Annotated in this window: 27 protein-coding genes; 14 read left to right on the plus strand and 13 right to left on the minus strand. The window is 40.9% G+C overall.

The features are described from left to right. Positions 1 to 110 precede the first annotated feature (110 nt). Positions 111 to 737, minus strand: coding sequence for a TetR/AcrR family transcriptional regulator (locus I6N90_RS17175; RefSeq protein WP_197936853.1), 627 nt, complete (start codon positions 735 to 737; stop codon positions 111 to 113). A gap of 189 nt (positions 738 to 926) precedes the next feature. After that, a complete protein-coding gene (locus tag I6N90_RS17180) occupies positions 927 to 1502 on the minus strand; it encodes a metal-dependent hydrolase (protein WP_197936854.1) in 576 nt (191 codons plus the stop codon). A 252-nt stretch (positions 1503 to 1754) separates the two neighbouring features. Between I6N90_RS17180 and I6N90_RS17185 the strand changes: the two genes are divergently transcribed. Further along, the gene (locus I6N90_RS17185; RefSeq protein ID WP_197936855.1) at positions 1755 to 2543 is read left to right on the plus strand and encodes a VOC family protein; all 789 of its coding nucleotides are present in this window, start codon (positions 1755 to 1757) and stop codon (positions 2541 to 2543) included. A 3-nt stretch (positions 2544 to 2546) separates the two neighbouring features. On the opposite strand, the gene I6N90_RS17190 is transcribed toward I6N90_RS17185, so the two are convergent. Further along, complete coding sequence (locus I6N90_RS17190) at positions 2547 to 3617, minus strand: bifunctional transcriptional activator/DNA repair enzyme AdaA (RefSeq protein WP_197936856.1); 1071 nt, start codon at positions 3615 to 3617, stop codon at positions 2547 to 2549. A gap of 181 nt (positions 3618 to 3798) precedes the next feature. Here I6N90_RS17190 and I6N90_RS17195 point away from each other — a divergent pair, with 181 nt between their 5' ends. Further along, positions 3799 to 5259 (plus strand): amino acid permease, encoded by a 1461-nt coding sequence (locus I6N90_RS17195; protein WP_197936857.1) that lies wholly within the window; start codon positions 3799 to 3801, stop codon positions 5257 to 5259. 203 nt (positions 5260 to 5462) lie between these two features. Here the strand turns inward: I6N90_RS17195 and I6N90_RS17200 are convergent, their stop codons facing one another. The 5 genes from I6N90_RS17200 to I6N90_RS17220 all read right to left on the minus strand — a co-directional run bounded on the left by I6N90_RS17200 (position 5463) and on the right by I6N90_RS17220 (position 8675). After that, positions 5463 to 6197 (minus strand): adenosine deaminase, encoded by a 735-nt coding sequence (locus tag I6N90_RS17200; protein ID WP_197936858.1) that lies wholly within the window; start codon positions 6195 to 6197, stop codon positions 5463 to 5465. A gap of 30 nt (positions 6198 to 6227) precedes the next feature. Beyond that, entirely contained in the window at positions 6228 to 6437 is a 210-nt protein-coding gene (locus I6N90_RS17205) for a hypothetical protein (protein WP_197936859.1), read from the minus strand. Positions 6438 to 6610: 173 nt separating this feature from the next. Beyond that, entirely contained in the window at positions 6611 to 6829 is a 219-nt protein-coding gene (locus I6N90_RS17210) for a hypothetical protein (protein WP_197936860.1), read from the minus strand. Continuing rightward, positions 6793 to 7005 (minus strand): hypothetical protein, encoded by a 213-nt coding sequence (locus tag I6N90_RS17215; RefSeq protein ID WP_197936861.1) that lies wholly within the window; start codon positions 7003 to 7005, stop codon positions 6793 to 6795. The genes I6N90_RS17210 and I6N90_RS17215 overlap by 37 nt, the downstream gene beginning before the upstream one ends. A 221-nt stretch (positions 7006 to 7226) precedes the next feature. After that, positions 7227 to 8675 (minus strand): DEAD/DEAH box helicase, encoded by a 1449-nt coding sequence (locus tag I6N90_RS17220; protein ID WP_197936862.1) that lies wholly within the window; start codon positions 8673 to 8675, stop codon positions 7227 to 7229. A gap of 260 nt (positions 8676 to 8935) precedes the next feature. Between I6N90_RS17220 and I6N90_RS17225 the strand changes: the two genes are divergently transcribed. Next, on the plus strand, positions 8936 to 10642 hold the full coding sequence (locus tag I6N90_RS17225; RefSeq protein WP_332262474.1) for a stalk domain-containing protein: 1707 nt from the start codon (positions 8936 to 8938) through the stop codon (positions 10640 to 10642). A gap of 168 nt (positions 10643 to 10810) precedes the next feature. Here the strand turns inward: I6N90_RS17225 and I6N90_RS17230 are convergent, their stop codons facing one another. Further along, positions 10811 to 11278: a MarR family winged helix-turn-helix transcriptional regulator gene (locus I6N90_RS17230; RefSeq protein WP_197936864.1), complete on the minus strand. Its 468-nt coding sequence runs from the start codon at positions 11276 to 11278 to the stop codon at positions 10811 to 10813. A gap of 158 nt (positions 11279 to 11436) precedes the next feature. On the opposite strand from I6N90_RS17230, the gene I6N90_RS17235 reads away from it, so the two are divergent. The 7 genes from I6N90_RS17235 (at position 11437) to I6N90_RS17265 (ending at position 17586) form a co-directional block, all read left to right on the plus strand. Beyond that, positions 11437 to 11790: a DoxX family protein gene (locus I6N90_RS17235; RefSeq protein ID WP_197936865.1), complete on the plus strand. Its 354-nt coding sequence runs from the start codon at positions 11437 to 11439 to the stop codon at positions 11788 to 11790. A gap of 19 nt (positions 11791 to 11809) precedes the next feature. Then, positions 11810 to 13186 carry an MFS transporter gene (locus I6N90_RS17240; protein ID WP_197936866.1) on the plus strand — a complete coding sequence of 459 codons (1377 nt, stop codon included), beginning with the start codon at positions 11810 to 11812 and terminating at the stop codon, positions 13184 to 13186. Between the two features lie 301 nt (positions 13187 to 13487). Further along, a complete protein-coding gene (locus tag I6N90_RS17245) occupies positions 13488 to 14138 on the plus strand; it encodes a chitinase N-terminal domain-containing protein (protein WP_197936867.1) in 651 nt (216 codons plus the stop codon). A gap of 188 nt (positions 14139 to 14326) precedes the next feature. Further along, on the plus strand, positions 14327 to 14710 hold the full coding sequence (locus I6N90_RS17250; RefSeq protein WP_197936868.1) for a GntR family transcriptional regulator: 384 nt from the start codon (positions 14327 to 14329) through the stop codon (positions 14708 to 14710). Next, positions 14707 to 15585 (plus strand): ABC transporter ATP-binding protein, encoded by an 879-nt coding sequence (locus I6N90_RS17255; RefSeq protein ID WP_197936869.1) that lies wholly within the window; start codon positions 14707 to 14709, stop codon positions 15583 to 15585. The genes I6N90_RS17250 and I6N90_RS17255 overlap by 4 nt, the downstream gene beginning before the upstream one ends. Beyond that, positions 15566 to 16192 (plus strand): ABC-2 transporter permease, encoded by a 627-nt coding sequence (locus tag I6N90_RS17260; protein ID WP_197936870.1) that lies wholly within the window; start codon positions 15566 to 15568, stop codon positions 16190 to 16192. The genes I6N90_RS17255 and I6N90_RS17260 overlap by 20 nt, the downstream gene beginning before the upstream one ends. Before the next feature lie 2 nt (positions 16193 to 16194). Further along, complete coding sequence (locus I6N90_RS17265) at positions 16195 to 17586, plus strand: erythromycin esterase family protein (RefSeq protein ID WP_197936871.1); 1392 nt, start codon at positions 16195 to 16197, stop codon at positions 17584 to 17586. 58 nt (positions 17587 to 17644) lie between these two features. Here the strand turns inward: I6N90_RS17265 and I6N90_RS17270 are convergent, their stop codons facing one another. Continuing rightward, positions 17645 to 18202 carry a Crp/Fnr family transcriptional regulator gene (locus I6N90_RS17270; RefSeq protein WP_442950965.1) on the minus strand — a complete coding sequence of 186 codons (558 nt, stop codon included), beginning with the start codon at positions 18200 to 18202 and terminating at the stop codon, positions 17645 to 17647. Between the two features lie 273 nt (positions 18203 to 18475). Here I6N90_RS17270 and I6N90_RS17275 point away from each other — a divergent pair, with 273 nt between their 5' ends. Next, positions 18476 to 18829 (plus strand): DoxX family protein, encoded by a 354-nt coding sequence (locus I6N90_RS17275; protein ID WP_269669518.1) that lies wholly within the window; start codon positions 18476 to 18478, stop codon positions 18827 to 18829. A gap of 88 nt (positions 18830 to 18917) precedes the next feature. Here I6N90_RS17275 and I6N90_RS17280 read toward each other — a convergent pair whose 3' ends face one another. After that, positions 18918 to 19352, minus strand: coding sequence for a hypothetical protein (locus tag I6N90_RS17280; RefSeq protein ID WP_197936872.1), 435 nt, complete (start codon positions 19350 to 19352; stop codon positions 18918 to 18920). A 188-nt stretch (positions 19353 to 19540) separates the two neighbouring features. Between I6N90_RS17280 and I6N90_RS17285 the strand changes: the two genes are divergently transcribed. The 3 genes from I6N90_RS17285 (at position 19541) to I6N90_RS17295 (ending at position 20895) form a co-directional block, all read left to right on the plus strand. Then, a complete protein-coding gene (locus tag I6N90_RS17285) occupies positions 19541 to 20224 on the plus strand; it encodes a Crp/Fnr family transcriptional regulator (protein WP_197936873.1) in 684 nt (227 codons plus the stop codon). A gap of 82 nt (positions 20225 to 20306) precedes the next feature. After that, a complete protein-coding gene (locus tag I6N90_RS17290) occupies positions 20307 to 20501 on the plus strand; it encodes a YgaP family membrane protein (protein WP_197936874.1) in 195 nt (64 codons plus the stop codon). A 13-nt stretch (positions 20502 to 20514) separates the two neighbouring features. Then, positions 20515 to 20895, plus strand: a complete 381-nt coding sequence (locus I6N90_RS17295; protein WP_197936875.1) for a carboxymuconolactone decarboxylase family protein — start codon at positions 20515 to 20517, stop codon at positions 20893 to 20895. Between the two features lie 69 nt (positions 20896 to 20964). On the opposite strand, the gene I6N90_RS17300 is transcribed toward I6N90_RS17295, so the two are convergent. After that, positions 20965 to 21507 (minus strand): glycerol-3-phosphate responsive antiterminator, encoded by a 543-nt coding sequence (locus tag I6N90_RS17300; protein ID WP_197936876.1) that lies wholly within the window; start codon positions 21505 to 21507, stop codon positions 20965 to 20967. 37 nt (positions 21508 to 21544) lie between these two features. Beyond that, positions 21545 to 23209, minus strand: a complete 1665-nt coding sequence (locus tag I6N90_RS17305) for a glycerol-3-phosphate dehydrogenase/oxidase (protein WP_197936877.1) — start codon at positions 23207 to 23209, stop codon at positions 21545 to 21547. Positions 23210 to 23313 lie beyond the last annotated feature (104 nt).

Below are 23313 nucleotides of genomic sequence, written 5' to 3' on the forward strand. Positions count from 1 at the left end.
CTAGTTTGTGGTTGCCGTTATTTCTTATTGAAGATGGAAGCAAATAGCCCTTGCTACTAGTGGAGTAGTAAGGGCTATTTGTTTGGGCAGTAGTCGGTTATGTTCTTAAGCTAATATATAGCGATTTGATGCCTAAATCCGGCAAGTAGCACTTCTGATGACTGTTCGAAAGTTGGAGTAAGTCGGTTCATCAGCTCCTTGGCCGATTCCTCAGAGTCAGAATAAGTAGCGACAATTCCATTAAGGGTGAAAAAATAAATGCGCGAATACATGAGTGCCCGTTCATCATTGGCGTTTAATTGAAGACAGTTTTGTAACGCTATAACTAGCTTGCCAAACATCGTATTACGCAATTGGTTTAGCTCCATGTCTGGTGCTTCATCATCAACCCGCACAGATTTTACAGCGAAAAAGAGATTATACATATTGCGATTTGCTAAGCAGAACTCGATAAATGCCAAACTAATGGCTTTTAATTTGTCGTCGGCAGGAAGTTCTTGGCTTAGAAACGCTTCAAATGTAAGTAGGAGAGCTTGTAGCGGCGGCATGGAGAGTTGTGTAAGCAGAGCTTCTTTATCTTTGAAGTAAATATAGATCGTCGTATGAGAGCAGCCTGCTTCTTTGGCAATTTCACGCATCGTTACCGTGTCATATCCCTTACTTGCAAATAGCTTTTCCGATGCCTCAACAATATTTTTTCTCGTTTCATCCGACTTTTGCTTTTGTTTAGTCGTCACTGGCAGCTACACCCCCTCGATGCTAAGGACATTGTAACTACCGCTATTCAACCTGTCAAATGGCGTGTTATTTTGAAATACGGACATCAAGATACCCGCAGACAATAGTAAACAGCAACAGAAACACGATAAAACTCATGGAATATGCCTCCTCTAATTAAACAGCTTTGCCAATTACAGAATTACCGTTTAAAATAGCCCCAAAACATCTGTGACAAGTGCAAAGGCGAACAAGAGCCCCATTACTCCTGAAGCTAGGTAAGCAGCTTTTCTGTTCTTGCCTTCCGTTCTCTTTCTTGTAGAAAATAGATACATAATAAGTCCAATTGCAAGCAGAGTAATCTCCAAGGCGATTGAAATGCCCTTAAACTCCCATACGCCAAGTCCAATCAAAGGTAAATCACCAATATTGCCTGGCAGGAAAGGCATATCCGCACGATGCATCACAAGATCAAGAATCCAATGGCTGAAGACGACTCCTCCCAAAATATAACCTGCACGCTTGCCCCAGAAACGTTTGCCCAAGAGCCCAGCAACGATAGCTAGAATAATAGCTCCAAGTAATGAATGTGTATAATCGGCATGAATAATTAAACCGCCATAACCTCCACCGTGCGAGTGTTCGTCTATCGTTTCTACTCCTGAAAGCAATAAAGGTATAAACGCTACATCAAGTAGTTGTGTTCCAAGCATGAGTGCCCAAAGAGGAACCTCAGGCGCTTGTGCTTTTACCCCTGCCGCTAATCCGAAATGCCCTGCAAACATGGCTTCACCTTCTTCATTAAGTTTTGTTATCGACAATTAGTAACCATTGGTTAGTAACCGTTGGTTATATAATAACGATTCATTAGTTGTTAGTCAATATGCATTTATCCTTTATTTGGGTCTCGAAGAGAGATGAAGTAAAACGAATAATCCTTCTTATGCATACCTTCAACATCTTTCAACTATTCACAGAATGTGGTTAGCTTGAGTAATCGCAATAATTTGGAATATGATTTTTGGGAGGACGGGGACATGAGTAGGTTTGCGATAGGTCATATATTGATTAAAAGCAATCATTTACATCAAGCCGTAAAAGAATACGAAAAAGCAGGTTTCACCGTTACTTATCGTACAGATCCAGCCAAAGCTCATAACGCACTCATTTACATGAAGGACGGTTCTTTCCTTGAACTGTACAATCCAAACCCGGTTCGTATCCCGGATAAGCTAGTACTAGGTTTACTTAGATTGTTTCGTCCGCTCCACTCAGGTTTCATAAGCAGATACATGTCTTACATAAAGAGCGATGAAGGCCTCAATGACTACGCACTGGACAGTATCCCGCTAGAGCAAGCAGAGGAAAATCTAAGTGACCTCATACAAGCAGGAGTCGACATCGGCAAAAAGATTAATATGAGTAAACGATTGCTTGATGGAAGTAAGCAAAAGTGGTGGATGGCGATGCCACAAGAAGTTAAGCTGCCTTTTTTAATGAGCGCCTATAATCCCGCTGTCATATGTACTGAGTATGAAATAACCCATAACAATGGTGCGCTTGGCATAGATAAGTTAGTTATAGAGGTACCTGAGCTTGAGGAGTGGATCATGAAATATGCGGCTATTTTTAAGGGAGCGTCCCTATTAAGAGATGGCAATCAGTGCGAGTTCACTCTTGGTAAGACTCATAAGATTCTCCTCCGCCAAGCTGAACAGTATCGGATCTCCGAAATTCATATGTTAACTTCGAAAAGGGCAATACCAGAGCATCTGCTTAGGCTCGATTTGCCCCACAAGACTGCTATTATTTTGAAATCGATCTAGTGTTTAAAGGGGAGCGTTGCTCTGCATCTTACCCACATACGTCTCATGAGTTAACAGCCAATTTTTGCGGGAGATACCGCCACCGTAGCCGCCTAAGTCGCCATTTGTATTAATAACGCGGTGACAAGGAACCATGATGGCAAGTTGATTCGCCCCATTGGCCCCAGCTACAGCACGAAATGCGGTAGGTTTCCCAAGTGATTTGGCAATGTCCAGATAAGAACGAGTTTCTCCAGGCGGTATTTTCATTAATTGCTCCCACACACTTTTTTGAAACGGTGACCCTATTAAGCAGATAGGGGTCTTAAAGGTAGTCAGTGTACCGTCAAAGTATTGGGTCAATTCCGCTTCAATAGATCGAATTGGCTCCGTCATCCCTGGGATAATGGCCGCTTTTGTCCGTATTCTAAGTCGTTCTACTTCACGTTCCAAACCCCGCCGATCTACAAATTCCAGGAGCTGAAGTGCATGATCATCGCCAATAGCAATCATAGGACCTAGACGAGTATCGATCCACGAAGCATGTAGAACGTTGCCTTGCTCAAGCCGATTAGGTGCTGCCCCCATAATGCGAGAGAATGCATCCCTAAAGCCACTACTGGATTCATAACCAATGGAAAGCTGAGTATCTATGACCGTTTGACCGCCTCTAATGGTTTTGAGGGCAAGACCCATACGCCGTGCTCGTGCGTATTCTACAAAAGTCATACCGAATCTCTTTTTGAATTGGCGCCGAGCAGTTGATTCATCGACCGATAGTTGCTTGAAGTCTTGTTCCGTCCAACGTTTTTCAGGATTATTTTCTACTGCCTCAACAAGGACGCGAATAGTGTCTGAAACATGATTCGGATGAGATAACGGACGGCATCGCTGACATGGGCGGTAGGAGGCGAGTAGAGCTTGCTGCGCATTTCCATAGAACTCACAGTTTTCGAACTTTGGCTTACGTGCTGGACAAGTTGGGCGGCAAAATACACCTGTAGTCTTCACTCCGACATAGAAGATACCTTCATACTCCGTGTTTTTTTCTATTAGAGCTTTGTAATATTCCTCATTTTGTTTAGCCGGGATCATAGTAACACGTCCTAGTCTTAAGATTATATTTTTATTATAGAGCTTCCTTATATTTCGCGTCGCCGAAAATCGGGCATCAATTTTTTAGCAATTTAATTAGCATCCATGTTGTGATTTGCAGATTTTGGGGGAATTATAAAATAGATAATGTTAAGGTTTAGAGAGGAAGTAGCAGGACAAGATGAGCAACCAGACAGAGCAGAAGCAACAAGGAGATGGGCAATTAGTACGTGGATTAAAATCCCGCCATTTGACGATGATTTCGCTTGGCGGATCTATAGGAACAGGGTTATTCCTTGCTAGTGGCGGAGCGATACATACGGCAGGACCTGGAGGGGCGCTAGTCGCATATGCGGCAATTGGATTTATGGTTTATTTTCTAATGACTAGTCTTGGAGAGATGGCTGCCTACATGCCTGTATCAGGCTCATTCAGCACATACGCAGGAAAATTTGTTGATCCAGCACTTGGCTTCGCGCTTGGCTGGAACTATTGGTTTAACTGGGCGATTACAATTGCTGCTGAAATTTCGGCTGCGAGTCTAATCGTAAAATATTGGCTGCCCGAGTCGTCTTCGCTGCTTTGGAGCGCTTTGTTTCTCTGTATTATTGTGTTCATTAACTATTTATCCGTTCAGGCATTCGGCGAGTCAGAGTATTGGTTCTCCATGATCAAGGTGGCAACGGTTCTCATCTTTATTGTTGTCGGTATTATGATGATTCTAGGCATTATGGGCGATAACAACGCAGGTTTCAGCAATCTAACAGCAGGTGCTGCACCGTTTAATGGCGGCTTTATGGCGCTACTCGGTGTATTTATGACCGCAGGCTTCTCGTTCCAAGGAACTGAACTCATCGGCGTTACAGCGGGGGAAAGTGAAGACCCAGCAAAAAATGTACCTAAAGCAGTTAAACAAATTTTTTGGCGCATCTTGTTGTTCTATATTCTGTCTATCTTCGTAATCGGTACATTGATCTCATATTCGGACCCGTTGTTGCTGAATGCGGATATCACGAATATTGCGGTCAGTCCATTTACGATTGTTTTTGAAAAGGCGGGCTTCGCTTTCGCGGCTTCAGTAATGAACGCGATTATTTTAACATCGGTATTGTCAGCAGGTAGTTCTGGCCTGTATGCATCGACTCGTATGTTATGGGTGCTTGCTAAGGAGGGTAAAGCTCCACGCTGGCTCCAACTTCTCAATGGGCGCGGTATTCCAGTTGCAGCACTAGCCGTTACTGCCGCGATTGGAATGTTAGCTTTCTTCGCCTCCTTGTTTGGGGAAGGTGTAGTCTACATGTGGTTGCTTAACGCTTCAGGCATGTGCGGATTTATTACTTGGCTTGGCATTGCGATTAGTCATTACCGTTTCCGCAGAGCATTCATAGTTCAGGGCTACAGTTTGGACGAGCTTCCTTATCGGGCAAAATGGTTCCCGTTTGGACCGATCGTAGCTTTTATCGTTTGTATGATCGTCATCATCGGACAAGGTTACTCCATGTTCCGTGAAGGGAACGTCAATGTGTATGGGCTGATTGCCACATATATTGGACTTCCGTTATTTATAATGATCTTTATCGGGTACAAAGTGAAGTATCGGACACGCGTCGTTCCTCTTCATGAGTGCCGTATTAAGGACTAATCTGAAGAGGTAGAGAGAAGCGGGTCTTAACCCGAAAATAGCAAAGATTTCTACTAATCTATTAAGAAGGATAAGAAAAAGGAAGTCTAAGAAAAAGGTGATAGAATTTGAATCCGTTCTTATTGAGCCTTTAAATAGAAACAAAAAATACCGCCTATTGGCGGTATTTTTTGTTTCTACCAGATCATCAAATAGACAAAGATTTAATTAGTATATTCTTCTACTGCACCACAACCATAAGGTTGGCACATTTGAATTGTCGAAACAGTATTAATAAATTCAGTATAATCATGATATCGATAATAGTGGAAGTCTTTCCTAATGGTTAAAGTCGCAGAAAAATCACTGTGCTTTACTGTTTTAGTGTATGTTTTTTCTATCCAATAGGCTCTTGGTGCTTCAAGAGAAAGATAATAACCGCCAATGCTTACAAGTACTCCTAAAAATTTTCCAGTTGCAGGTCCGCCTATAAAGGAAGCAAGTATACCTGCTATTAAAGAAGCAGTGGCATATTGTATCTCAGTCGAATTTTTTTCCGCTCCTTTATATACAAAACCTTCTGATGATGCCTGTGCAGAGAGTTTGAGTTTTTCTTGCATGGGTTCAACTTCTTTAATTGCATAATTCACTTCACCAGTTTGCAGGTTTTCATACTTTACTTTATTATCATCTACTTTTGTGATTTTGAACTCTTCTCCATTTGAATCTGTTGCAATATAGTAATTGTCGTATTGATCTAATGTAGAACCATCTGTAAAAGTGACAGAATTACTGGTTGTGCTTTTAACTAAGTCTGAGAGACTTACAGCTTGACCCATTTGTGATACTGGCAAAGAAGATGGTGAATTTTCCCGATCCTGAGCGAAGGCTGGAATTGAAATAGATGTAGAGAGCAGAAGTGCTGCAATAAATGTGTTAGCAACTTTTAAGTTTATCATTGTTATCCTCCATTTATTCTTTCTTTTTTTCTATTTCTTTTTTTTGAAGAAATCGAACAAATCGAACTTGATCACATAATCAAAGAGAGAGGTAATTGCAATAGCTCCAAGTGGAATCATTGTGTATGCCCATAGCGGATTATTTGGAGCTTCACCAGGGGGGGAATCAGTTAAAATCTTAAAAAGGACAATACAATAAATTACGGCCAATACAATACCTGTTACGTTTCTATTTTTCATAGTTGTTTTTCACCTCAAATTCACTTTAGAAATGTAAAGTATTGTATGACTAAGAAAGTATAACACTGGGCAACTGGGGGTTCAAGGAAATTTAAGGTAATTTCTGGTGGTCGCCACTAAATTTTCGGTGGTTGTCAGGATAGTTGTCGCGATCTTCTGAAACAAGTAGCGGTTTAATGTATAGATTTTTGTCCAGTTTCACTAGATTTATCTTTACCAAATCTTAACGCCTCATCCAAAAACGCTATTTGATCAGCTACCACTTGCTCTCGTATGTCAGGGCGGTAGAAATCGAAGTGGGTAACCGGATAGCTTTTGAGAGTTACATTTGGAATGTTTTTTACGATTTCTTGTGTTAAGTTACCAACCGTTTCTTGATCGTATGCCGCCATAGAAACCAGTACAGGAAGTATGCCGCCATAGAAACCAGTACAGGAATTTTAATGAGGTGGGCGCTATTACTTGGTTTGTACCTCATCATCTCTAAGAGGGCACGAGGAGCAACGACGTTGTGCCAATGTTTGCTTGTCATGACATCAATCGTTTTTTTAGCATCTGAGCTAGCCATTACCGCTAAATCACCCCTGTTCCCTTCCCCCGGATTTAAAAGATATTTTCACAGGTTGAATGATGTCAGTCATAAACTAATCGCTCCTTTCAAACTTTGAGGATGAACAAGTTTCATGTTTATTTTTTTGAAAACCGCTTAATGACAGCTCTCTTTTTGATACGAATAAGAAAAAGGTTGGTCTCAGCAACAATGCCAAGTCCAACCTTCTGAAAGTTTTATTAGTTTTTATTACCTCTACGTACTTTTAACTGCTTGCCTTTTACCGTCGTATTTTTCATCAGTTCAAGTACAAGTGAACCTTTGCCATTTAGAATCTCGACATCTGTTACATGATCGAGAATCGTAATGATGCCAATATCGTCGGCGTTAACACCATCAAGCTTAGCAATCGTTCCGACAAAATCTACTGCCCTAAACTTCTTTTTCTTGCCGCCGTTAAAGTTAAGCTTCATAATTTGTTTGTTCAATTGCTCGCGCTTATCCTTTTTCAGTTCAGGACCAAGCTGTTGTTTCTGTTCAAATTCTTCTCTGCGACGATCTACAGCCTCATCAGAAGGAGCTTTTACTTTCGTAATTTCAAATCCGATATAAGATTCAATATCGGCTAGACGTCTGCCATCATTTTGCGTGACGAAAGTAATGGCTTTACCTGTCTTGCCTGCACGTCCAGTACGTCCAGTACGATGCACATAACTTTCCTTCTCAAGCGGAATATCATAGTTTATAACATGAGTAATATTGTTAATATCGATTCCTCTAGCGGCCACATCTGTTGCAATTAAGTAACGGAATTGTCCACGTCTGAATGCAGTCATAACCTCGAAACGCTCTTCCTGCTCCATGCCGCCGTGAATGCGATCACATGGGTAATCAAGATTAGCCATTTCTCTAAACAATTTATCAACATGCTCCTGTGTCCGGCAGAAAACGATACAGCTATCTGGATTTTCAACAATGAGTACATTTTGAAGCAATGCCAGCTTTTCCGTCTCTTTTGTCTGAATGAGAGAGTGTTCGATTGTCGCTGTCGTTAGACCGCTTGCTTTGATCTCAATTTGAGTAGGATTGTCCATATATTGACGTGACAACTTAGCTACATCTTCTGGGAACGTAGCAGAGAATAACATCGTAACTCTATTCTTAGGCAGCGCCTTAATGATCGATTGAACTTGCTCAATAAAGCCCATATTCAACATCTCATCTGCTTCGTCAATAACGAGATAAGCAATTCGCTCTAACGAAAGTGTACCGCGTTCAATGTGGTCGTGCACACGTCCAGGCGTACCAACAACCATATGTGTTCTTTGTTTTAACTCAGCTTTTTGCATATGAAAAGGATGTTTGCCATAAAGAGGCGTTGATTTGATGCGCTTAAAGCGACCGATATTGGTAAGATCTTCGTTAACTTGTACGGCAAGCTCACGAGTTGGTGTAAGAATTAAAGCTTGCGGTTTATTTTCATTCCAATCTACATTTTCGCATAGCGGAATACCATAAGCGGCTGTTTTGCCGCTTCCTGTTTGCGATTTCACGACAAGGTCCTTTTTCTCAAGTGCAACAGGAATGACCTGTGTCTGAACTTCAGTTGGCGTCTCATAACCCAAGCTAGTTAATGCTCTAACGATTTCTTCACTTAACCCATACTCTGCAAAATGATTCTTATTCATCTTTGACCTCTTCTACGCTTTATTCAAATATGTATACATACTGACTTCCACCGCGCGTTTATTGTATTCCTCTCTATTATACTCTGAATCCAAATTTTTTAGCGAAAATCCTGTAGGACTATTTACTCTCGGCAAAAAATACAATTGAAGTGGTGAATGAATGTATTTCATTCGAGAGGCCTATTGCCCTAAATTATGCGAATCGATAGCCTAAATGTAAGGATCTAAACACGATGGAAGGAGAGGTTTTTACATTGTTAGTGATCAGAGATAATAAAGGAATTATATCTATTGTGAGCTTTATTATGCTCGTGGTTTCGTCGCTACTTGTGGCGCAGTCCGCTGAAGGTGCGCAGAGCAAGCGTATTGAAGTGTACACGGACAAACAACTAGTCAAGTTTACGAATGATCCTATTTTGAAAAATGGTACGACACTCGTACAGTTGCGCCCATTGTTTGAATCACTTGGAATCGAGGTTTTGTGGGACGACAAAACGAAAACAGTAAGCGGCAAAAAAGAAGGACAAACCTTTTCACTGACACTTAACAGCAAAACAGCAAAAGTTAATGGAAAGTCAGTAACGTTAGCGAGCCCAGGAGTAAAAGTAAATGGTCACACGATGGTACCGCTTCGTTTTGTTGGAGAAGCTACAGGTGCAGTTGTCGGTTGGAACAAAGCGCAGCAGACAATAAGTATTTACAGTGAAGCGTTCATTAAGCTAACAGGTATTTCGAAAGCTACGGCACAAAAAGAAGTAAACAAAGGTGCTCCAATTGTTATTAAGGGGAAGCCTAATGGCTTTTATGCAAAATGGGAAGTCGACTTGATCGGTTTAACTTACTGCGGCACGTTGTGCTGGGATTATTATTACTTCGTCAATGATAAACAGGTAGCAACGGAATTCCCTGACGGCGGGATCGATGCGTTAGATTGTAGCAAACATAAATGTTTAACCTATGAAATCAAAGGTAATACGATCGTGTTGAGCAATGGGAAGACCTATTCTTATAAGCTTAACGCCGATTCAGTTGAGATTAACGGAGAGAAATATACGAAGTTTTTGCCATCGGCTACAAAGAGACTAGAGGGCAAATATGAATCGACCAGCTACATGTCTTCTCAGCAAGGCGCTACGCTTACAACCTCCACAACATACACATTCAAAAAAGACGGTACTTTCCATGATAGTAGTTTCAAAGGTGTTACAGCCGATGTCACAGACCAAGGAGACGATTCAGGCGTTTCTGTAATAGGAAGCTCTGATTCGAAGAAATCGGGTACGTATACGATAGTTAACTATTCCTTGTTACTGAAGTATTCGGAAGGAACATCGAAACAACAGCTCTTCTTTTTACCGGAGCAGCCTGACGTTAATATGTTGCGTATTGGTGGGCGTGACTATTTGCTTGAAGAAGCGGATGGTACAAATGGAAAACCTAGCAAGCCCGGAACAGAGCCAAAAGAAGAAAAACCATATGAAGATTTGCTAACGACAGAGAAGATCGCGAAGAAGGAAATTCTTTTCTCCCATCAGCCGAATGATAAGAAAGAGCTAGCGGGGATTGAATTTACATTAGAAGGTTATCAGTGGGCAAAGCTAACGATTGAGTCAGCCTATCAAAAGCTGTTCACTGGATATGGTGATAAAGGGATTATCGCTTTAACGGTTAAATACAGCGTGACGAATAAGTCAACAGAAACGATTAATGTGAATAGCTTGAATGTGTCACTCGAACTGAATGATCCTGAAGTCGGTATCCTTGCTTCTAATCAGCTTGCCCCGATAGTGAAAGATGAGTTAAAGCCGGGAGAAAGCGTAGAGAAGATGTCGGTGATATTGCTGTCTGCCGATTATTTTGAACGAAATAAAGATTTCGAACTTGGCCTTGGTCCACTGCACAATCTGGATGATAAAGATGTATTTGAAGGCAAGTGGCTTGGGTTTTATATTTGGAAGGATTTATAGGTGAGAGCTTCTTGCCGCACTTCATGTGCTGGCAGGAAGCTTTTTTTGTATCGATAAGGCTTTAGTTTGAAGGATTAAGTTAAGAAAGCCTTTCACTGATCAAAGGGGAAAAAAGATGAAAAGACTAGGGACAACTTTTAGAAAAAGTGGCTCCTTGTCTTTTTCATTTTAATCTTCTAAACATGCATTAGTCATATCATTATTTTTCATCAGTATTTGGAGAAGATCGTAAAACTGCTCACGTTGCTCAGGTGAAAAATGTCCAAGCAAATCTTCTGCAATTTGGGCTTGAAAGACGAGTGCTTGGTCTAAAGTGTTCTGTGCGAGCTCGGTAAGTTGTATAAGTGTTGCACGTCTATCTGTCGGATCAGGAATACGAACGAGGAGTTTATCCGCTTCAAGAGCATCGATAAAATCTGTAACGGTACGCGCTTTTACTCCTAAGCTAGCGGCTATTTCGTTCATACGCATAGGGCCTGATTCTGAAACGATGGATAAAAGGCGAAGCCTTGGACCTGACACTTGATAAGGTAAGTTATGAGCGGATAACCGTGATTGAAACTCCCGTTGAAGTGCGTGAGTCGACCTTACTAATACATGAATGACGTCTATTGCAGCAGTATTATTGGAATTCATTGACGTGAGCACCTCCTTGACATTGTGGACATAACTATATATTCTAAATTTAGTGAGCAACCTCACTATATATAAAACTCATAAAGAGTTCACTCTCTATATGTCGTGTTCATTATAAGCTTTATGGTCACATTTTAAAACAACAACGGAGGGATTACATGATTATAGTAACACTTATTCTTCAATGCTTATTGATTATTGCCTTTTTATTTGCGGGACTCAGTAAACTGGCAGGTGCCAAAATGCAAGTAGAGAGCTTTAAACATTTAGGACTTCCACAATGGTTCAGGGTTGTAACAGGAATTGTAGCTTTGATCGGGGTCGCTGGTCTTGTCATTGGTTTTTGGAATGAGGGAGCACTGTTTTTTGCGGGTTTATGGATTTCGTGCATGATGTTAGGTGCTGTTCTGTCCCATATTCGTGTAAAAGATTCTTTTAGCCAAATGGTCGGAGCCATATTGTTATTAACATTAGCTTTAGTTTTGACTTTCCTCATGTATTCCACAATGTAAATGAAAGGAGATACCGAGTATGACTGATTCGTCATCCAAAAACGCCGATAAGCTGCTGCGAGTACTTGTCGTTACTTTAATATTTTCAGTGATGAACGGCACTATGTTTAACGTCGCTCTTCCTGAGATCGGTAAAGAGTTTAATCTTGTACCTTCACAAGTAAGCTGGATAATGACCAGCTATATGGTCGTTTATGCAGTTGGTGCTATCGTGATGGGCAAGCTGGCAGATAAATATCGTTTAAAGGATCTATTGTCGTTTGGACTAATTATTTTTGCTATTGGCTCGTTGCTAGGTTTGGTTGCTTCTGATTATTGGCTCGTTATTGCAGGGCGTGTCGTTCAGGCTGCGGGTGCATCCGTACTTCCTGCAACGGCTATGATTATTCCAATCCGTTATTTTGCTCCCGAGAAGAGGGGGCGGGCGCTTGGCACTTCAGCTATTGGTTTAGCGCTAGGCAGCGCTCTGGGGCCAGTGGTTGCGGGATTAATTACAAGCGTGGGCAATTGGAGATGGATGTTTGTCATTTCATTGCTGCCATTACTGACACTTCCGTTCTTTAGAAAGTATTTAGACAACGCAAAAGGGAAGGTAGGAAGTATTGATATCCTTGGCGGCGGGTTGCTTGCTGGTACTGTTGCTCTCATATTGCTAGCGATTACGGGGGCTAATGGGTGGTTTGCACTCGGAGGAAGTGTTTTACTCGTACTGTTCATCATTCGAATTCGAACGGCTTCCGAACCATTTATAAAGCCAAGCCTATTTCGTAATAAAAACTTTGCCATCGGATTATCGCTTGCATTTCTTACAACTGCAATGAGTTTTAGTATGACTTTTATAACACCTCAATTTTTGTCATCATTAAATGGATTATCTTCTGGAAATATTGGCTTTATTTTAGTTCCGGCTGCTCTTGCTTCCGCAATTATGGGTCGTATTGGTGGTAAGCTAGCCGACAAACGAGGGAATTATCGTCTTGTTTTTATCTCTTCTCTTCTAATATTCTTGTGTTTTTCCCTTCTTTCTACATTTGTAGGGATATCCGTGTTTCTTATCGCAACTATCCTTATTTTGGGTAATGTAGGTCAAACGTTTATGCAGATCGCAATGTCGAATACTGTTTCGCGGACACTAGCCAAGGAAGAGACAGGAGTAGGCATGGGCATGTTATCGATGGTCAATTTCATTTCGGGTGCGATTGCGATGAGTCTAATTGGGAAAATGCTCGACGCAGGTTCAACTTCTGCGCGAATCAATCCGTTGATGATGAACGAAGCTGGAGAAGTATACAGCAATATCTTTGCCGTATTGTCCATGCTGGTCATTGTCGCGATTGTCGTTTACCGTTATCAGTTTGGAGGAAGTTCAGCAGTGCCAATAAAGGATAAACAATAAGATCATATTTCATATAAAGTATGGAACGACTCCATGTAGTAAGGCCACAACTGATCGAGAAGTAACGTAAATGGATTAGCCTACTGTATTATTTCGACAAATAACTTGTCATCTAATCTAGTGCTGCAATAGGGCATTACAGCGCAGATTTTGTATTATATTTAGTACGAGAGCACTACCTGTTTACTTTTGACATAAATTATAGTTATTGCTATTATGAGGTTGGACGTCCAATCTTATGTAACACGTACGGGAGTACTCCTATATCTAGTAACTATCACTATATTAGGAGAGAGAAACGATGAAACTTAGAAAGAAACTATTTACTGTAAGTCTGTCCGCTGCCATATTCTTATCCCTAGTAGGCGCTGCAAGCGCGGAGTCAACTTCGAGTACTTGTGAGAAACCAGGTGCCTTTACATTAACTGCGTCACCAGGCAATCATTCAATGGCGCTTAACTGGACGCCGTCCGCAGGAGCGGTCTCCTATGATGTTTTCTACTCGCCACGTGCTCCTTATGCTGTACAAGACCTCCAATCAACAAGCTATACAGTCACTAACTTACGAAATGGTTATATTGGGTATTCATTCGGCATTATTGCAAAAAACGCATGTGGTACAACATCGTCTAATTCCATTCAACAAGTATCTACCTCAGCAACAGGTGCACCTACTAAACCAACGGTAACGATTAACGATAACCAACTGTACAGCAAAGGTGAATTCACTGTTAACTGGAACATTTGGAGCGGTAATGCTGCTACTTCCGGTCGTATATTTGAAAATGGTACAGAAGTTATTCTGAGTATTTTCGAGGAAAATGGTACTGCACTGGGACAATCATGGGGATGGTTTTTCAAACGCCCATCTGGAACATACACTTACCAAGTGGAACTGATCAACCCATTCGGCACCGTTCTGAGTGATCCAATTACAGTCGTTGTTCCTTAAGTTATATGAGCAGAATGAAGTGAGCATAGTGAATTTCATTTAAAAGCAAACCGTTCTTTGTTTAGCCTAATTGGCTAGGTGGAGGGCGGTTTTTTGTTTTCTCCTAACTATTGACACGTCTGATCATAGTGTATATATTATACATATACAATATTTACTTTGGTGAATGGCTAAAAGGGAGTTGAAAGATGGATATTATCATTTCACACGCATCGGAAGATCCAATTTACACTCAGATTGTGAATCAGATCAGACATAACATATTAAACGGACAATTGAATGCAGGAGATACCCTTCCCTCTATTCGTCAGCTAGCTAAGGACTTGCAAGTTAGTGTTATTACAACGAAACGAGCGTATGAAGAGCTAGAGAAGGAAAAGCTTATCGATTCAGTTGTTGGTAAAGGTTCATTCGTATCAGGTGCCAATAAAACATTTATACGGGAGCAGCGCATGAAACTACTAGAGGAAAAAATAGTCGAGATCATCCGAGAAAGTAAAGATTTAGGTATGAGTGAAAGCGATTTGCTGAATCATCTACGTCTATTGTTCGAGGAGGAACAATTACGATGAATGTAATAGAAGTGAGGAATGTAAGTAAATCCTACCTGGAGTTTTCAATTAAGGATGTATCCCTTGATATTAAAAAAGGCTTTATTACCGGACTTATCGGGGCAAATGGTGCCGGTAAGAGTACGTTGATCAATATGATACTTGGCATCGTCCGTCCAAAATCAGGAAGCATTCAACTCTTTGGAATGGATATGCCAAAGCATGAAGTAGAGCTTAAGCAACGGATCGGTATTGTATCGGATGATTGCTACTATTATGAGCATCTAACGATTGAGGATACGAAGAGAATAATTGCGCCCTTCTACCGAAAGTGGGACGAAACGAAATTCAGGAATTGTCTCGATCAATTCGAGTTATCACCTAAGAAGAAGGTTGGAGATCTGTCCAAAGGGATGAAAGTGAAGTTTTCTCTCGCGATTGCACTGTCTCATGAAGCTGAGCTTCTGATTATGGATGAACCTACGTCGGGACTTGATCCTGTATTCCGTAGAGAACTATTAGATATATTAGCTGATATTATTCAAGACGAACAAAAATCTATTATATTCTCCACTCACATTACAACGGATTTGGATCGAATAGCAGACTATATTACATTCGTGAATCGAGGTCAAATTGTGTTTAGTGATGTAAAAGATGATGTGCTTGGGCGTTATTCCATCGTCAAAGGTGGCAAGGAATTGCTTGATCCAGATATTCGACGTCAATTTGTAGGGGTTCGTGAAACAGCAGTCGGTTTTGAAGGGTTAGTTGCTGATCGGAAGAAGGCAGCGGAGCTGTTCGGTGATTACGCTCTGCTCGAGAAACCATCGCTTGAGGACATTATGTATTTCACTGCGAAAGGTGGTCCGGAGCATGTTAAATTTACTTCGTAAAGACTTTATCGTTTTAAAAAGCACACAATGGTTATTTCTATTTTTTCTCGCGGTATTCAGTCTCGCATTTGTACCACAATCGGATTTTTCATTTTATTTTGTTGCAATCTATGCAGCTAATGGTTCCATTATGAGCGCTATGATGATCGATATCAAAAATAATAATCATAAATTTCTCGTCTCTTTGCCCGTTAATCGCAAACATATTGTGCAAGCCAAATATACAGTTGCGATCATTTATACATTGATTGGGGTTAGTGCATCTTATGGAATTCACAAGTTTATTGAATTATATGTGCCAGAAATCAACAAGCCAACTTATTCGATTGTATCTATATTGATAACAATTGTAATATTACTTGGTTTAATCTCTATCTTTATGCCACTCTTTTACGCGTTTAGTAAAAAGGGAGCCACCATTATTAATGCTGTATTCCTTATTGCCTTAATTATGTTTGCCAATCCCACAGCTTATTATATAAATCTGGCTAATGAGAATGGCAGCAATGGAGATTCAATCTTGCTAATTATTGCAGCCGGAGTTTTAACATTATTTATTGCTTCCTATTACTTGACAGTATATCTGTTTAATAGAAAGGACATATAACGATGAAACCTACACTAGGGAAACTAATTAAATTTAGCGCGGTATGCGCAATTGTCTCTTCGATTTGTCTCGCACCAGCACAAATCTATGCAACTAAACACACAACACCTACTGCTCCTGCAACTACACAACAAGTGAGCGTAAAGGCGACATCGATCAAATCGATTGATGTTAAGGCTAATGATAAGTTCGAGGATTTACAATTTCTCAAAAAAGTGCTGGCAGATAAAAGAGTCGTTATGCTAGGTGAAAGCTCACATGGTGCTGCGGAGTTTAATAAATCAAAAGTAAGATTGTCGCAATTTTTACATAAGGAAATGGGCTTTAACGTTATTGCCTTTGAGTCAGGGCTAGGAGATGCAAGTGGAACTTACGCTGAAATCTCAAAGTTAACACCTGAAGAATCATTGCGTAAATCGATTTATCCAGTATGGCATACAAAAGAAATGATTCCTTTGTACACTTACATTAAGCAACAATCAGAAGCAAAGAAGCCGCTGATTCTTACTGGATTTGATATGCAGCCAAATAACGGTTATGGTCGTTTTATGAAAACATGGTTTGAACCAATCGATACGAGTTTTGCAGAGAAAGCTCGTACTTTAGAGGGCAAGTTGACGGATATTTATTTCAACATGGACTGGGACAAAGCCAATTGGGATAAAGACTACGCAGATTTATTAGTTGGCTATACAGAAATTCAGACTTTCCTCAACAAACATCAAGTTGCGCTTCAAGCTGCATTCCCTGGTAATAAAACAATCATGCCGATAATGAACCGTGTAATCGAAGACCGCATTTATATGATCCAAAACGTTCTTAAGCACCAAGTTGCTTATAACAATCTTACAATGGAAAATTACGTAGTCTCAACTAACTTAAGAGAGAATATGGCTTACTTGCGTGATGAAATGATGGCAAGTACATTAACTTGGTTGATTGATAATATCTACAAAGACGAAAAAATCATTGTATGGGGCCACAACTACCATATTCGTAAAAATAATTCGTCAATCGAATCTCTTGTTCAGATTCATCCATATGCAGGTGGTTCTGTTCCGAACATGACGGAGCTTATGCCATCAAGAATTAAGAAACAGACTTATGTTATCGGTCAATTTATGTACGAAGGTGAAACGGCAGGAAATGATGGTACACCTATGCCAGTTAACTCAAAGCATAGTCCAACAAGCTTGGAAGCTATTTTGAAAAAATCAGGTTACCCGTATTCTTTCGTTGATTTAACTATTCAACATAATAAGAGCTGGAAAGATTCGATCCGAAACGGGATGTATTGGGGACTCATTGAGGAGCCATTCGTGCCAAGCGAGCAGTATGACGGTATCCTATTTATTCAGAAAACGTCTGCAGTTGAGTATTTGACATTTAAATAAGAATGCAAAAAAGATGAAGAGCGACTAAGCTCTTCATCTTTTTGTTGTTAGGTAGTAATTACACCTCTAACGCTCCTTTTAAACGAGCGGTATTGATTAAAAGAGGTTTGCGAGGTCCTGATTTTTCTAATATGCCCTCCGCGGTTAACACATTTAAAGTTTCGGTGATCGTTTCTCGAATATTGCCCGTCATGCTAGCCAATTCCTGATGTGTCAGTTCTATATTAAGCTGAACCCACTCGGACTTCTCTCGTGCGGCAGCTTCCCCCATTGGCGGTTCACCAAACTTTTCCGAGAGCTTGTATAGCAGGAAGAGAAGGCGCTTCCTAACACTGCTATAAGCCATATGCTCTAGAAATTGTTCAACTTCCTGCACTCTTTTTGACATTAATTCTATAAAAGCAATCGCTATCTCTGGGTTCTGACGAAGGATCAATTTGAACTGCTCGTATTCCATCGTACAAATGACCGAATCTTCCAATGTAACGGCATATATGTTGCTGTCTGTAACTAGTGAGCCTATTTCTCCAAAAAGATGACCGGCAGCAAGGATATCAAGTGTAAGCTCCTTGCCTTCAGCAGTAGTCGTATACAGACGGACAGCACCTGACTTCACGAGGTACAGCATTTGTTCCTCTTTATGCGGGGAGGCGATAATCGCACCTTTTCTAATAGGTTCTATCGGAATATGGTCTACGATACTTTGGAGGACAGAAGGATCTAATACGTGAAATATGTTAATTCTTGATAAGTATTTGATCTTATTCAGAGTAAATCACTCATTTCTTCAATAAGTGTAGTCTGGGCTACATCATGTGAATGATACATCGATCTATAATTGGTTTCAAGTATTGTTACCCTTATATAGAGATGAAGGAGATGACTAGTTTTGATTTACTTATTAATAGGTCAGATTGTATTGATCGTTATGTTCACGATATCAGCTACAATGAAATTTGCTCAAGCCAAATCGATGATTGAGCATTGGAAAGAGTATCGTTATCCGTTATGGTTAATGTTCGTGATCGCAACACTTGAGCTCTTAGGTGTAGTAGGTCTCGTTATAGCTATTTGGGTCCCAGCATTGCTGAAAGTGAGTGCACTTCTATTGGCAGTACTTATGATTGGAGCAATCCATGCCCATTTATTCCGTGCTAAGCATAAGCCTATTATGGCGATTAATGCTTTATTCATGCTTATCTTGTCTAGTATTCTAGTATATGATCAATGCACTTCATGGTAACAGATAGTTTATGTGGCTCTTAGGTATAAATCAAAGAAACCAGATCTTTAACAAAATTTATCTCGAAGTGAATAGGTCATGATACATATTACTTAATAGCACTTACTGTGTATGCATGACCGTTGAGTGGAAGATTGAATCCAATATAGTAGCCATTATGCACATCTAAAACTTCTGACGTTAAACTACTTACAAGTTTAACTTTTTTTGCAGTTTCATCTGCTGTTTTCCCTATAATTATAGGAAGTTTCTCTCCAGCTTCCGTTGTATGTTCAAACATTACATAAGAAGGTGTGCCTAAGTATAACGTTATTCTCTCCCACAAGTAACCTTTGCTATTTTTAATAACTTTCGCCAGAGCGAATGAGTCCGCTTTGTCTTTAACTAATACATAATGAGTATTTTGATACTCTTGTGTTAGGAGTAAGCTCACCTCTTCAATCTTCAAACCGTGTTCAATCGCTTCATTTAACGATGGTAGCCACACTTCATTAGTAACAGGTTGACTACAAGACGTAAACACAAATTATAAAGTTAGGCTGAAGGCTATTAATAATAATTTTTTCATAGATTAACCATCTTTCTCATAAAAAGCGTTTTCATATTATCTAACATATTTTATCTTATATTTTCATCAGGAGAAAGTGTACAGGGATATAAACACAGGTGAAAAATCGTTGTAACTTTTGAAATTATATCAATGGAGGCCATATGAATAACCAACTATCAAGTCGACTTGACGATATTGTACGCACTTTTCCCTGTTTTAAAAACGTTTCTACGTCCGATTGGGAGAATAGAGGCCTATCGATTGTAAGAGTCCCGCCGAGCATAGCAATTGCTGAAGGTCATCTATTTGAACATGCGGCATTCGTGCTAAGCGGTACGGTACGCATCTACAAAGTCGGAGCAACTGGCCGTGAACTAACGTTATACCGTGTACGCCAAGGTGAAGTGTGCGTAGTGATGATGGCAAGCATCTTAGGTGAGACACCTTATGAAGCGACGGCGGCAATTGAGGAAGATACCGTGTTATTGTTACTGCCAGTGGATTTGTTTAAACGATGGATGTCCAACTATCCCACGTTAAATCAATACATCTACAAGCTGTTTATAAAAAGAATGGTTGGTGTAACTGATTTAATTGATGATATTGCCTTTAAGCCGATGGAAGTTCGGGTGGCTGAGCTGGTGCTGCAAAGGCTATCAGCGGGCTGTGACGATAAGTTGAGCATAACGCATGAGCAACTGGCATCGGAGCTAGGCACAGCCCGTGAAGTGGTTAGCCGAACGCTGAAAGAGCTTGAACAGCGAGGGGTGTTGGAGATCGGCCGGGGTTCTATTCGTCATATTCGTACCGAGGAACTGAAGAGGATTGTTACCGTGCTTAAGTGATGAAGTCACTGTAGGCGGGCGCTTGCATTCGTACAATGGGAAGGCATTCATACACTACCATATACGATGGAGGCTGATACGTTTGAAAAATGTTGGAATGATGGAACGAGTCATTAGAGTTGTTGGAGGTTTAGCTCTCTTGTCTTTATTACCATTACTAGAAAGCGGTTGGAAATGGGTGGGGTTGCTTGGAATTCCGCTGGTATTAACGGGATCAATCGGAATCTGTATGATGTACCGCATGCTCGGCAAGTCAACATGCGGTGCAACTCGTTAAGGAGGCTGAACAGATGACGAAATCCTCCTACTATCAAGCATCGGATCTATCCCGTATTCCGCTGCTAGTAAAGCTTGCTCCCGAAGCGGCTACCGCATTTCTAGCATTTGAACATAAGTTGTATCAAGAAACAAATGCGATCCCTCTCAAGACTAAGGAGCTAATCGCAATCGCCGTCGCACATGTGACAGGCTGTCCGTATTGTATTGATGTACATGTACGTAGGTTTAAGGGACTTGGGGGCACGATGGAAGAAATCGTTGAAGCGATTATGGTTGCCGCATCTACTCGTTCAGGTGCTATCTTGAGCCACGGCGTACAGGCAATTGCGGCTTATGAAAGAGCAAGCGCTCCAGTGGCAGAGAACAATGCTGAGCCAGAATGCTTCTGCTAATTTACAAAAAAAGATGAGGAGCACATTTGCTCTTCATCTTTTTTCTGTCGCATGATCAAACCAATCTCTTTATCGCCACAACTCAACTCGGCTAGTTGAAATGGCGGAAGCGCCTGCTTCATATAGAGTGGGCAAATTTTCTTTCTTTTCGATAAACCCGCCGAGTATAATGTCTACACCCGTTTCCTTCTTCACCGTCTGCAGCTTAGGATGAGAATAGCTAGGCAATATTTCGATGTAGTCTGGCTTTATTTGCGCCGCCGAATTAATAATCGTTTGGAGCGAATGGGAATCAATTAGGAAACCCCGCTGAATAGCACCAAGCCCGTGCTTCTTCGCATTAATAAGCGAGGAAGTTCGTGTACTGATAATGCCATCAATCTTAATGACCTTCGATAAATAATGAATAGATGCTTCATCATCCTTAATCCCTTTTACCATATCGAGGTGCAGAAAGATCTTTTTGTTCGCCCGTTTGACACTATCCACAATGCTTTGTAAATGAATCAGCTCGCCTTCGAGCAGAAAGATTACTTCTTGTGGTGCCTCCAGTGCCTTCTCTAATTCCTTGAAACCTCTGATTGCCGGAATGACCAAATCTTTTATGATCACTTTTTGTCCTCCTCAATCGATATGTGCTTACTTACAATTATATCGACGGATTAACGGAATCCAAAAGCTGTTGGTCAAGCTCAGCTGAATATTTGCTTGTCGTCTCTTCATCCCAACTTAGCAAGTGTTTCATGCAGTTGATCACTTCGTCTTTAAATTCTTTAACAAGGTCAATATTAAATAATACTGCACCTGTACGGCGAATCAAGAAGTCAACTGGTTTAACAGCCATTTCATATTGGATAGAGTAAAGCAACATGAGATAGAGATCCAGTGGCAAGCCATATTTAGCAGCGTCTGCTTTATCTACCGTTTGAGCAATTTTGAAAATAGTATCGATATTGGAGCCATACATTTCAGCGAGCATCTCTCCGCTTGTTCGGTCAAGTCCAAATTGTTCAGCTTGAAGCGTCTTGTCTGCTACAAATTGTTTGAATTTCGTTGATCCGCCTACGTCACCGCCGGAAATCGGAATGTTGATCGATTGGCAAGCACGGAATTGAACATCATGTTGCGCTGTGATCTTCTTCGCCACTAGGTCAACAACTAGTTCAGCCATTTTACGGTATCCCGTAAGTTTACCGCCTGCAATTGTGATCAAACCAGAGTCGGATTGCCAAATTTCATCTTTACGAGAAATTTCGGACGGATCTTTACCTTCTTCAAAGATAAGTGGACGAAGTCCAGCCCAGCTTGATTCGATGTCCTTCTCGGTAATACGTGTTTCTGGGAACATGTCATTGATCGCCTTAATGATGTAGGTACGATCTTCATTAGACATTTTCGGATTAGCTGTATCCCCATCATAGAATGTGTCCGTCGTTCCGACATACGTTTTACCGTTACGCGGAATAGCAAACATCATACGCTTATCTGGCGTATCGAAATAAATCGCTTGTTTAAGCGGAAATCTGCTACCATCAATGACAAGGTGAACACCTTTAGTAAGGCGGAGCTGCTTCCCTTTTCTTGAGTTGTCTTTTCTGCGAATATCATCAACCCAAGGACCGGTTGCATTAACGATTTGTTTTGCAAATACGTCAACGGACTTACCAGTTAGCTGATCAACAATTGTTGCACCGACAACTTTCTGATTTTCGTAAATAAACCGTTCTACTTTTGCATAGTTGATTGCAGTCGCACCGAAGTCAACCGCACGTTTAAGAACTTCAATGGTTAGTCTTGCATCATCCGTACGATATTCAACGTAGTAACCGCTGCCTTTAAGATCATTTTTCTTTAGTAGAGGTTCTCGTTTCAACGTTTCCGACAAGTTAAGCATCTTACGACGCTCGACGCGTTTCACGCCTGCTAGGAAGTCGTATACACGTAGACCGATTGAAGTTGAGTAATAACCGAACGTTCCACCCTTATAGATAGGAAGAAGCATCCATTCTGGCTTCGTAACATGTGGTCCGTTTTCATAAACGATTGCACGCTCTTTACCAACCTCAGCTACTACTTTAACTTCAAAGTTTTTCAAATAACGAAGTCCACCATGAACAAGCTTTGTCGAACGGCTTGATGTTCCAGCTGCATAATCTTGCATCTCAACGAGTAAAACGTTCATGCCGCGATCAGCAGCATCTAGAGCGATACCACTTCCCGTAATTCCTCCGCCGATAACGAGCAGGTCAACCTGTTGTCCATTGCTTCTATCCAATACATCGTTTCTGTCGATGCTGGAAAATTGTTTAGTCATAATAAAATCCCTTCTTCCGTTGCTTATTTTCCCCATCCCAAAATTACTTATTCCTTGGTTTGGCGGTAACAGAACAACAAAAAATCCACACCCCTCAGTACCCC

Origin of the sequence: Paenibacillus sp. GSMTC-2017 (assembly GCF_016019935.1) — a bacterium.
Lineage (GTDB): Bacteria > Bacillota > Bacilli > Paenibacillales > Paenibacillaceae > Pristimantibacillus.